Annotated in this window: 8 protein-coding genes and 1 pseudogene; 6 read left to right on the top strand and 3 right to left on the bottom strand. The window is 37.0% G+C overall.

All coding sequences use genetic code 11. From position 1 onward, the window contains the following. Positions 1 to 17: 17 nt before the first annotated feature. The 3 genes from ACT53H_RS12955 to ACT53H_RS12945 are packed head-to-tail and all read right to left on the bottom strand — an operon-like array spanning position 18 to position 2,505. On the bottom strand, positions 18 to 1,328 hold the full coding sequence (locus ACT53H_RS12955) for a DUF445 domain-containing protein (RefSeq protein ID WP_476009351.1): 1,311 nt from the start codon (positions 1,326 to 1,328) through the stop codon (positions 18 to 20). A 13-nt stretch (positions 1,329 to 1,341) separates the two neighbouring features. After that, complete coding sequence (locus ACT53H_RS12950) at positions 1,342 to 1,905, bottom strand: CC0125/CC1285 family lipoprotein (RefSeq protein WP_004704850.1); 564 nt, start codon at positions 1,903 to 1,905, stop codon at positions 1,342 to 1,344. Between the two features lie 60 nt (positions 1,906 to 1,965). Then, positions 1,966 to 2,505 (bottom strand): DUF924 family protein, encoded by a 540-nt coding sequence (locus ACT53H_RS12945; RefSeq protein WP_476009350.1) that lies wholly within the window; start codon positions 2,503 to 2,505, stop codon positions 1,966 to 1,968. 168 nt (positions 2,506 to 2,673) lie between these two features. On the opposite strand from ACT53H_RS12945, the gene gshA reads away from it, so the two are divergent. From gshA to ACT53H_RS12915, 6 genes and pseudogenes are all read left to right on the top strand, one after another. Then, positions 2,674 to 4,251 (top strand): glutamate--cysteine ligase, encoded by a 1,578-nt coding sequence (gene gshA / locus ACT53H_RS12940; protein ID WP_174759137.1) that lies wholly within the window; start codon positions 2,674 to 2,676, stop codon positions 4,249 to 4,251. A 16-nt stretch (positions 4,252 to 4,267) separates the two neighbouring features. Next, entirely contained in the window at positions 4,268 to 4,783 is a 516-nt protein-coding gene (locus ACT53H_RS12935) for a disulfide bond formation protein B (protein ID WP_174739788.1), read from the top strand. A gap of 165 nt (positions 4,784 to 4,948) precedes the next feature. After that, on the top strand, positions 4,949 to 8,242 hold the full coding sequence (locus ACT53H_RS12930) for a type VI secretion system Vgr family protein (RefSeq protein ID WP_476009349.1): 3,294 nt from the start codon (positions 4,949 to 4,951) through the stop codon (positions 8,240 to 8,242). Then, on the top strand, positions 8,232 to 10,136 hold the full coding sequence (locus ACT53H_RS12925) for a glycoside hydrolase family protein (protein ID WP_476009348.1): 1,905 nt from the start codon (positions 8,232 to 8,234) through the stop codon (positions 10,134 to 10,136). The genes ACT53H_RS12930 and ACT53H_RS12925 overlap by 11 nt, the downstream gene beginning before the upstream one ends. Next, a complete protein-coding gene (locus ACT53H_RS12920) occupies positions 10,123 to 10,863 on the top strand; it encodes a lysozyme inhibitor LprI family protein (protein ID WP_476009347.1) in 741 nt (246 codons plus the stop codon). The genes ACT53H_RS12925 and ACT53H_RS12920 overlap by 14 nt, the downstream gene beginning before the upstream one ends. A 99-nt stretch (positions 10,864 to 10,962) precedes the next feature. Continuing rightward, a pseudogene (locus ACT53H_RS12915) lies at positions 10,963 to 11,692 on the top strand (SH3 domain-containing protein). Positions 11,693 to 11,754 lie beyond the last annotated feature (62 nt).

Genomic DNA, 11,754 nt, shown 5'->3' with positions numbered 1-11,754 from the left:
TATTAAAATATTTAAAGTTATAAAATTGATTCGATCACTGCCCGAATTACACCGAGGGTTAAACCAATAAATGCACCGACTACAACGCCATTTACTCGGATCATATGTAGGTCGCCACCGACTTCATTTTCAATTTTCCCAATCATTTCGCGCGAATCCCATTCATGAATGCGCTCACTCACATAGCGTATGATTTTATGGCTATATTGATCTGTAAAAGTCAGCGCAAGTCCTGTCATTTCTTTGTTGAGAACTTCACGTACTTTTACATTCTGAACAAGATTTTCACCCAGTTGCTGAATAGCAGCTCTTAGGTTCATTGCAATGCCAGAGTCTTCTTTCATTAAATCTTCTTTAATGGCATTACACAAAATCGTAACAGCGCCACTGATGAAATTGAGGACTTGTGGACTATCGAGAAGGGCATCTTTACCGCTGTTGAGACGTTGGCTAGCAACGCTGTCTGGTTTTGCCAGCTCAAGCATGAGAGAGTGGGCAATGGTTTCAATTTCTTGTCGCCATGGGTGTTCAGGGTCTGCCAGCATCGATTCTACTTTTTCAACCAGTGAATCGATGGTACGTTGTTGAACATCAATACCAATCCAGCTTGCGCCTTTTGCAAGTGACCAGACACCAAGTGCTTTAAACATTTTTCGGGTTAATTCACGGGTTTTATCTGGGTTTTGTACCACCCATTCATGAGCAATATCGAGTCCACGCTGTAAAACGTCTTGGTGGAAATCATTTTCCAAGACCGCGCGTAGCATTTCACTTGCGAGTTTATTGACTTCAGTATTACGCACCCATTGCACACTATTGTTTTGCACAAAATTGGCAATTTGATCTTGGCTAACAAACTCAAAAATTTTCGGTACTGTTTGCTGAATGAGCTGCACCACTTGGGTATTGTTTTGTGGGCTTGCTAACCATTGACCAATTGCGAGGCTTAAGTCCGTTTTTTCTAAGCTTCGTTCGACCACTTGAGGCGAAAGAAAGTTTTCTTGTACAAAACGGCCCATTGACTCTGCAATGCGAGCTTTGTTGCGCGGAATAATCTCGGTATGGTCGCGTAAAAACTTAGGAATGGGTAACTTACCAAATGGGTTCCGAAACAGAACCGTAATCGCATACCAGTCGGCTAAACCACCGACTACACCGGCTTCTGCCCCTAACATTAAAATATGAATAAAACCTGTGTACTCTGGCAGAAAACGATCAGCCACCATCAGTGCAATCCACAGCACAACGACAATAATAAGCGCCAGAGTAGCAAAATATTTGCTACGTTTAAGACTGGGCACGTGGTGAACTTCTTCTGCCATGTTCATAAATTTATCCTATTCATTTTTGTTTTACTGGAGGCTCAGGCGGTGGCAACAGCTCTCCTGTCGGACTCAATCCATATTTTTGTCCGATAGATTTGAGGATTAATGTTGCATCAAAAGCGTCCTGCGGAGCCTGCTTTTGATCCCGATAACATTCAATAGTATACGACACTTGAACAGGGTCGATATTGACCACTTGTGGGAAATCATAGAACGGGTCATGCCAGAAACCCGGATAACGACGCCCATAACCATACGGATAAAAACTCGGTGCAGCTGGATAAACCACAGCCTGACGAGGTGGTTTTTGGCTTTGATTACTTGGGTCATTTTGTACTTTAAAAAAGCGGAAGCCTTTTTGTACAGTCGTTTGTGCTGATTTCACCAAGGTAATTTCTTCAGCTGTTCCATAGCTCATGTTTGAGTCAGCTTGGAAGCTGATTCGGAACGTTTGTGCATTTAACGGATAGGCTGAAAACTGGCCAAGTTGATCGAAAGTTTTTGGTTTGCTAGGTATGGTAGAACAAGCACCTAGAGTTAAGGCAGTGCCTAAAGCTAAACAAAGAGAGAGATATTTCATGGTGAACTCCCAGCTGAGCATGGAAGAATGGATAACTCAGCATTAAAAAATAGAGCAGTCTTAAAAACTGCTGTTCGGTTCTAATAAAAATTCGGTTTCCTCTGGTGTCGAAACACGTCCGAGGATGGTATTGCGATGAGGATAACGTCCAAAGCGATCAATAATCACTTTATGCTTTTTCTCAAAGCTTAAATTAATTTCATTGCCGAGGCGTTGAAATAACTTTAAAGCAAACTCATGGATCAATTTTGATTCACTATGCATAAATGGCATATACAAAAATGAGCGTTGGTCAGGATTAAGCTGTGCATCGAGTTGCAAGCTAATCGTTTCTTGTGCCAAAGCTAATGCCAAGCTGTCGTAGGCAAAAGATTGGGGTTGATCACGATAAATGTTGCGAGAAAACTGGTCTAGTACAATAATCTCTGCCAGACGGCCTTCAGCTGTTTTTCGCCAAGACCAGAGTTCTGCTTGAGTTGCCTGTCGATGAACGTCAGAAAAAGTTTCACAAATTTTTTTGTCAAAATCATCACTTTTTGCAAACCAAAGTGAACGGTGTTCAGGAGAAAACCAAAAGTTTAAAATGTCTTGTTCGTTCATGATATTGACAACTCTTTAGCAATTATTCTTCAATAAAATCACAATTCTTTCGTGTCTTAAATAACAAGATTGTGATAAAAATTGCCAAACTGGAATGATGTGAGTATATAAATAGCCGTATCATCTCACGATTTTGTATATAGTGATCTTTAATAAGCGAGCAAATGCATGAGTCAACCCACTACACCCTCTCAATCAGTTATTCCTGCTTGGGTGGATTCGTCGCTACTACAAGGCATGTTACGTGGAATAGAGCGTGAAAGCCTACGTATGCAAAGTAATGGGTTCTTATCACAAGAGTTACATCCAAAGGCATTGGGCTCAGCTTTAACACATCCACAAATTACGACTGATTATTCAGAAGCATTAATGGAGTTTATTACCTCGCCTAAGCCAACCATTGGTGAAGCTTTGAATGAGCTCACCGATATTCATGCGGTTGTGCATCGTCATTTAGAAAATGGTGAGAAACTCTGGCCGCTGTCTATGCCATGTATGTTAGATGACAATGAAGAAAGGATTCGTCTAGCACAATACGGTACCTCTAATATTGGTCGTTTTAAAACACTATACCGCCGTGGGCTGGGAATTCGATATGGTCGCCGTATGCAGACCATTTCAGGCGTGCATTACAATTTATCTTTTCCAGATACACTTTTTGCCGAGCTACAAGCTCATGAAACTGACGAACAATTAAAATCATTAAGTTTGCAGGATTATCGTAGCCATCGTTATTTTGGTCTTATTCGTAATTTTATCCGTTTAACACCGTTAGTTATGTTTTTAGTGGGTGCTAGCCCAACAGTATGTCGTTGTTTCTTAACTGGACATAAACATCAGTTGTTGCCTTTAATCAAAGGTTCATACTATTTACCGTATGCTACAGCTTTGCGCATGGGACGATTGGGTTACCAAAACTCAGCTCAAAAAAGCTTAGGTATTCACTACAACAATTTGACTGGCTATCTGGATGGTTTACAAAAAGCCGTTCATTCTCCTTACCCGCCATTTAGCCGTTTAGGGTTAAATGATGCCTCTGGTGAGCCGTTGCAAATCAATGATCATGTTTTGCAGATCGAGAATGAATATTACAGTCTTGTACGCCCAAAACAGGTGCCTCAAAAAGGTGAAACACCGTCTCAAGCCTTGAAAAATCGAGGAGTGGGATATGTTGAGCTACGTGCTGTTGATGTAAACCCATATTCGGCAATTGGTGTTGATGAAACGACGGCAGGCTTCCTTGAAGTGTTAGCACTTTATTGTTTGCTAAGTGACAGCCCAGAGCTATTAGGCCCAGAGCAAGAGTTGGTTGAGAAAAATCAGACCGAGGTGGTAAACCGAGGCCGAGCGCCGAACGCAACCATTACAGATTTAACAGGGTCATATCACATCGAAGATTGGGCACGTTTATATATTGCAAAAATGCAAGATTGTGCACAGCTACTCGATCAGACCTACGCAACGGACTTGTATGGTTCAGCATTAGCGATCATGCAAGCACGAATTGATGAAGTTGATGAGACTTTATCTGCCCATGTTATTGACGATACGTTAAAACATGGTGGAACTTGGAGTTTTGGTAGCCACATGGCGCAATTACATGCTGAAAGTTATGAAGAGCATGAGCTTAGTGTGGAAACCTTGAAACATTTTGAACAATTGGCTGCACAGTCGTTACAGCAGCAAGAACAACTTGAGCAAGATACACAGGTCAGTTTTGATCAATATCTTGAACAATATCGATAATAAAACGAGGTTTTACATGCGATTAAGTTACCGTTTGGTGAGTGGACTACTTGTTTTAGCAAGTATTGTCGGCATGTCTTTTGCGTTGTATCTGGAACATGTAAAAGGTTTAGAGCCATGTCCGCTCTGTATTTTTCAACGTGTTGGCTTAATGGCGATGGGTTTTGTGGCGCTCATAGCATTTTTGCATAACCCAGTTTCCAATGCGGTTAAACGCTTTTATGCATTTTTGGCTGGCATCGCAATTTTATGGTCAGTCGGTGTGGCAGGGCGTCATGTGTGGATACAGCATTTACCTGCAGATCAAGTACCGAGTTGTGGACCAGGTTTAAATTATTTAATTGATGCTTTACCTATGAAAGCAGTTTTGCAAGAAGTGCTTTCTGGTTCAGGTGAGTGTGCAGCTATTGACTGGACCTTTTTAGGTCAGTCTTTACCAGTTTGGTCATTGGTTTATTTCCTTTTGCTCTTACTGGTCTGTTTATGGCAATTATTCCGTTTTTACCCAGTGTTTAAGACTGCTAAAAAGTAAGTTTAAACGGATTAAAAAAAGCTCAATATTATGTTGGGCTTTTTTTTATTGTTTTAGAATTAATCAAACTATAAGAAAACAAATTAAAAAAAAGAATAATGATATAGACAGATAGGTCTGTTTTTTATAAAGTGCAGCCGTTTTATATCCTTATGATTATAAAAAATGTTTTTTAATATCTTTAATGTTTTGGAAAAAATAGGGTTAAGTGCACAGAAACGCGCGATTCATGTGCAATTTTCTAATGAACTGCTTAATAACCAAGTTTTTTTACAGCGTATCGAGGGCCAACACCAGCTAAATGGGGAAATTGAAGCTGAGTTGATTTGCCTTTCGACGAGTGCCCAAATTGCATTGAAGCAATTTATAGGGGTACAGGTTGCTGTTGATCAGGTCACTGATTCAGGACAATTATTCCGAACTACAGGTATTGTGACTGAAGCTAGTTATGGTCAGAGTGACGGTGCTTTAACGCTTTATAAACTGACCTTAAAAGATGCGACAAATTTATGGCACAAGCGCCGTAATAGTCGTGTTTTTATGAATAAAAGTATTATTGAAGTCACGGAAGTTTTATTTAAAGAGTGGCAAGAAAAAAGTCAGCTTTTTGCGACAAGTTTAAGTCTCGATCTTAGGGGGTTAAGTCAGAATTATGATATTCGCCCATTTATCATGCAGCACAATGAGGCTGATTATGACTTTCTGACACGCTTATGGCGAAGTGAGGGCGTTAGCTGGCTAATTGATGAAGCCGAACTTTTTGTACCTCATTTTACTGCGCCAATACAGGCTCAAAAACTAAGACTCATTGATGACAATAGCCAGTACCAAGCTTTAGAACGACGCAGCATTCGTTATCACCGCAGTAGTGCAACAGAATATCAAGATAGCATTACGGGTTTTGTAGCAGTGCGGACTCTGCAACCGACAGCAGTACATGTGCAGCGCTGGCAACCCGATGTTCTGGCACACGAAGAAGGTGTAGGTTCAGTTATTACTACACACATACATTCAGACCAGTTTGATTCAGCGAGTTTAAGCCTTGAACAAGCATGGCATATGAGTCCAGCTTGGATGCAAGATTTAAAAGGGGAAGATCAAGCTACCGCTTCAAGTAGTAATCAGCTAGAAAAATTAAATCAGCACTTCACTGACATGTATGCGAGTCAGGCCAAATACTTTAAGGCCTATAGTAGTGTCCGTGATAGCCAAGTTGGTTATTGGTTTAACCTACAGGAGCATCCTGAAATTGATCAGCATGAAGGGGCTGATCAAGAGTTCCTGATTATTGCTAAAAATTTCTATAACCAAAATAACCTACCGAAAGATTTGCATCAGCAAGTTAGCCAGTTGTTAACCCAAAGTCATTGGGATAGACATGGTTATGATGATGTAGAGCGTCAAGGTAATGAGCTGACTCTAATCCGCCGTCAAATCAAAACTGCGCCTGAATATAATCCAGAACAGCACCGACCAATTGCTTACCCACAAAGAGCGAAAGTCGTGGGACCAGAGGGAGAGACCATTCATGTCGATGAATGGGGTCGTATAAAAGTACGTTTTCTATTTACCCGTAGTGATGATCATGGCCATGATGGTGGCGCAGGTAGCAATGATAACGATACCGACTCGGCTTGGGTGGATGTACTAACCCCTTGGGCAGGCGAAGGCTATGGAGCACGCTTCTTGCCACGTATCGGTGAGGTGGTTGTCATAGACTTCTTTGATGGCAATATTGACCGTCCATTTGTGACAGGGCGTATCCATGAAGCGCAGCGTTCGCCAACCAAGTTCGATGTAAAAGGACAGCTTCCTGCGACTAAAAAACTAAGCGGGATTCGCAGTCAAGAAATCAGCGGTAGTGGTTTTAACCAATTACGCTTTGATGACACAACTGGGCAAATCAGTACTCAACTACAAAGTAGTCATGCAGCGACGCAACTAAATTTAGGTAACTTAAGCCATCCGAAAGAACAAGCGACTAGCCAAGGTCGTGGTGAGGGTTTTGAGCTTAGAACAGATGCTTGGGGAGCCGTGCGTGCGGGCAAAGGCATGCTCATTAGTACTTATGCACAAGAGCAGGCGATTGCAGACCATTTAGAGGCTGCGCAAGCACAATCTTTACTTTCACAAGGCTACGAGAGTATGAAAATGCTCAGTGAAGTTGCAGCCAAGCAACAAACTGATGCTTTGAACGTGATTAATCGCTTACCCAAATTCATCCAGTCGCTTGAGCTAAAAACCACAGGTCAAGCATTAAATAGTACGGTGAACTTATTTAAAGAAGGGATTAATAACGATCCTATTCACGCCTTAAAAGACTGTGGCGGCTTTATCCAAGATATTGGCGCACTAGGCGGCAATGCAAAAGGCGTTGTAGATGAATTTAATGCTTTCTTTACCGATGCCAAAGATGCAGTAGAAAATTTAAAAGCGTTCATCGAAAACATTGAAGAACATGGAGCTGACATCGTTAAAGGTAAACTTGCCAGCATTAAAGATCGCATTCATAAAAAACCATTTGAGAGTATTCAAGAGGTCGGAAAAGTCTTAGCCAATGTTGAGACCAAAGACTTTGACATGATGAGTGTATGTGGAACGTTTAGTAAAGGCAGTAAATTAGAAGTATCACCTTCTAAAGCATTAAGTTCTTTGCAAGGCTTTATGGAAGGTTATACCCAAGGTTTAGAAAGCAGTTCCGATACTCAACAGCAAGAACAAGGCAAAATTTTTAGACAAGCGCTTATGTTATTAGCATCGCCAAATGGCATTGCCTTGACGACACCTGAAAATATTATTCTGCAAGCGTCGCAAGATATTGCTGAAAGTGCCAGCGGTTCAATTAATTTAAGTGCACAGAAAAATATTATTGGACATGCACAAGACAAAATCAGTTTGTTCGCTGCACAAAAAGGTTTCCGCGCTTATGCAGCAAAAGGAAAGCTCGAACTACAAGCACAAGACGATGCTATTGAAGCGATTGCTAAGAAGGTCATCAAGCTCATTTCTACTGAAGAAAAAATCGAGCTCACAAGCCCAAAAGAAATTGTATTAACAGCAGGTGGGTCGCAGCTCAAAATTAATGCGGATGGCGTATTTTCAACAACAGGCGGTAAGTTTGAAAGTAAAGCTGGGCAGCATTTGTTTACGAGTGGAGCTAAGGTTTCTTATGAGGTTCCACAGCTTCCAAATACTGCTATGTATAGTAATAAGTTAGATGTTTATGATTTATTTTGGGAGAGCGATTTTAGTCAGTTTACTTATAAAGCTTTTATTCAAGAAACAAATTCATTTATCTCAGGAGCCTTAGATGAACATGGGCGAACTGGGAAAATTACAAAAGAAGACCCATTTGATATAAAAGTTTTAGTTGGAAAAGAGCAAGAGCTGTGGGATGTAATTGTTGATGAATGGGATAATGAGGATTTTCTTTTAGGAGTAAAAAATAATGAAAAATAAGTGTTTAGTAACCTTTATTTTATTAGACTTACTAGGGTATCCCATTAAAAATGCTAAATATCAAATAAAAAATGGTAATAATCTCATTGCTGAAGGATTAACAAATTCTAAAGGAGCGATTGTTGATATAAGTAGAGATAAAGGAGTTGTACTTGATGTTTATTTCCAAAATATTTTAAATCAGATGCAACTTATCAGCAGAGTTTGTCTTGAAAAAAGTCATGCTATCGTCAAGTTATATAGTCCATCAGTTTTAATAAAAACTCAGCTGAGAGAGAAAGGGAAAACTGGTCAATATAGTAGAAAAACATATAAAGTGAAAAAGGGTGATACTTTATTAAAAATTTCAAAAGATATGAATTGTAAAATTGAAGAAATTCAAAGAATAAATAAAATTAATGATGCAAATAAGATTTCGGAAGGACAAATACTAAAGCTACCTTTAAACAAAGGAAATAATAGAGAACCAAAGAAAATAAATAATAGTTCTAATATTAATAATGGAGTCGCTAAAAAGGATAATCATGATGATAAAGATGACCATTGGTTTGGTACACTAGCGAAAGCTCCGGATTGGATACCAGATATTAGTGCAGATAAGATCTATAATCATATTAAAGATCAGATTCTTAATAGTACTGCACCAGAATTAAAAAATATGAATGCTGAAAGTCAAGATACTGGAAATCCAAAACAGAATATATCTAATTATAAAGCAAGTATTATTTTCCCTTTTAAAGTAAAACCTATCAATGATATTGGTGGAGAACTATCAAATTATTATTGGGGAGCTAAACTCAATGATACTAATGCTTCAATGGCAATCTTTGGAAGAAATAGAAGTGGTAATAGAAAGCATGCGGGAAGAGATTTATATAGTAATTGTAAACCTGTCAGCAAAGCAGAAAGTGGCTTTGAAGTAGTTGCTATAGCACCAGGTAAAGTAATAGCTTCGCAAGGATTCTATCTACAAACTAATCAATTAAGTATTAGGCATAAAACTGATGATGGTAGAGAGTTTGTAATTAGGTATGGTGAATTAGATCCAAAATCAATAACATTAAAAGTGGGGGAGCCCGTTAAGCAAGGCCAAATATTGGGCAAAACAGGTGTAATGAAAAATAAGAATGGACCAGCTGCTATCCCTATTGCTGGAAAAACAGCACATAATGTTTCAATGCTACATTTTGAATATTTTACAGGCAATGGTTTTTCATTAGATGATGCGTCAAATCTTACAATAAAAGAACATGGACTTTATTCGAGACGTGATGATATAGCTGATCCTTTAGCAATATTGTTAGAAGGATATAGAAATAGTTTTGATTTACAGCTGCCTCAAACTACTTCTCAGAAATCAATTGGAAATAGAATACCTATAAGCAATTTAACAACAAGTGCAAATGCAAGATTATTTGTTCAAGAATGGGAAGGAAAATATTTAACTCCTGATGGGCAAGGAACATACTATTACGATGATTCTAAAGGATATTGTACAGTTGGATGGGGACATCTCGTAGGACAATCATCATGTAAAGCTTTAGGTAAAAAAGCTTTAAAAGATTTTATCTCAATATCTCAGGCTAAAAATTATTTTGAAGAAGATGTTTTGAAACATGAAGCTTATGTCAAAAAAGCTATTAAAGTTCCTCTATATCAATATGAATTTGATGCTTTAGTATCGTTAGCATTCAATATCGGGAATATTGCTAGTAAAGCCCCAAATTTATGTAAGCTTATTAATGAAAGTAATTATAAAGATGGGCCTAAAGAAATGTTAGATATAAATAAAATAACTGTAAATGGGAAAAAAGTTCCAGATCTCGGTTTGACGAAAAGGCGTAATAGTGAATATCAATTGTTTATTAAAGGAACGTACGATGCAAGGCATTAATCTTAATTTTTTTAGTGTGCTATTAGTCTTTAGTTTGAGTGCCTGCTCAAATGCTGCAGATTATAAGCCACAACAGTTAGATGAGAGAACAGTATATAAAAATAGTGAGCATGATCTGAATAATACATATTCTGATATAAAAAGCTATATTAGTGATAATAAAAACGAAGTTAAGTATCTTGTTGATACTCAACGTGCTTGGTTGAAAAATAGAAATTTAAAATGTAATTTTAATGGAAAAGAAGCAAATAATGAAAATTATAAATGTCTGAGTGATTTTAATAACTCTAAAACTAAAGATTTAAGAATATCATACCTAGACTTTGATAGTTTGGAAGGGAACTTAATAAAGCCATTTAATTATAAAGATGGTGTTATAAAAGAATTGGAAGTAGGCGGGTGTTATTGTAGTGAAAGTACAATTAAGATTTTAAAAAATAAGATTTATATATATCAAGCTTGTGATAAAAAATTAAATGAACCACGTATATATAATATTGTTGGTAAGAAAAAAGATGAATTTTCTGTAGAGTATCAAATTGATACCAATAATAATAAAGTCCCAGAGTTTAATTTGGTGTTTGTAACTAATGGAAAAAATGTTTGGAATATTGTTCCTAAGGTTTTTAGAAAAGAAGACTTATTAAATTTAAATTTTAAAATTGGCTATACAACTGATGCGAATTTAAAAAATAAGAAAATTGATTGTAATGATTATGAGGAATAATTATAAATTATTAGAACTTTGATTGTATTTGATAATAGTAATATTATCTAAAAAATAATATTACTATTTTACTAAAATTCAAAATGGAAATTATCCTAAATGAAGGAAAAACTTAAGTTTATAATTTTTTTTACTGTTTTTATGATTGGTCCTGTAGGAGCTTCATATGCTGACTTTGGTTTTATTCAAGATAAGGATGGGTACGTTAATGTACGAGGAAATTCAAGTTTAAATTCTAAAGTTACGTCCAAATTAAATAATAATGAAATTATTTCTTGTGTAAGGGATAAAGGGATAAATAATTTTTGTTTGGTTAATGCAAGTAATGGTGTAACTGGATTTGTCTATAAAAATAGAATAAATAATTTTAGTGGTTACACTTCTATTAAGCTATCTCAATATTCTAGAGAAAAGGTTGTCTATAGTGATAAAAATATAATAGTAGAAGTGTATACAAAAAAAGCTATTTTAGATCCTAAACTTTATAAAACTTTTAAAGGTGAATATAAGTATTTTAATAATAAACAATTCTTTGGTACTGATGGTACTTTACCTAATAATGATTTTTTTACAACTTGATAAAATCATAATTAAGGATAAAGATAAGAAAATAGAAATTGGTAAAAATGATATAGAGCAATACTTTTTTCCTAAAAATGGTATAGATGGTGACAAGAACGAGCTTGCTGATTTTAAAATATATTATTTAAATAATAATATTTATATTTTAAATACTTTTAATAATGGTGGTGCAGCAGCTTATAACATTGTTTTAAATATAAAAAATGGAAAAGTAGTTGCCAATAAAGCTTGGAAGGTTGAAATTTAAAAATATTTTCTGTCTTCTACAAAAGCCAATTAATTAAAGAAGCCCAACAAAAGTTGGGCTTT

The sequence above is a fragment of the Acinetobacter sp. DMC2 genome (assembly GCF_056314305.1).
Note: the sequence above shows the minus strand (reverse complement) of the source record. Positions and strands in the feature narration are given on the sequence as shown.

What these genes read in the sequence shown, in the direction of transcription:
- ACT53H_RS12950 (WP_004704850.1), bottom strand. Translation starts at nt 1,905, where the DNA reads ATGAAATATCTCTCTCTTTGTTTAGCTTTAGGCACTGCCTTAACTCTA.
- gshA (WP_174759137.1), top strand. Translation starts at nt 2,674, where the DNA reads ATGAGTCAACCCACTACACCCTCTCAATCAGTTATTCCTGCTTGGGTG.
- ACT53H_RS12925 (WP_476009348.1), top strand. Translation starts at nt 8,232, where the DNA reads ATGAAAAATAAGTGTTTAGTAACCTTTATTTTATTAGACTTACTAGGG.
- ACT53H_RS12920 (WP_476009347.1), top strand. Translation starts at nt 10,123, where the DNA reads ATGCAAGGCATTAATCTTAATTTTTTTAGTGTGCTATTAGTCTTTAGT.
- ACT53H_RS12930 (WP_476009349.1), top strand. Translation starts at nt 4,949, where the DNA reads ATGTTTTTTAATATCTTTAATGTTTTGGAAAAAATAGGGTTAAGTGCA.
- ACT53H_RS12955 (WP_476009351.1), bottom strand. Translation starts at nt 1,328, where the DNA reads ATGAACATGGCAGAAGAAGTTCACCACGTGCCCAGTCTTAAACGTAGC.
- ACT53H_RS12935 (WP_174739788.1), top strand. Translation starts at nt 4,268, where the DNA reads ATGCGATTAAGTTACCGTTTGGTGAGTGGACTACTTGTTTTAGCAAGT.
- ACT53H_RS12945 (WP_476009350.1), bottom strand. Translation starts at nt 2,505, where the DNA reads ATGAACGAACAAGACATTTTAAACTTTTGGTTTTCTCCTGAACACCGT.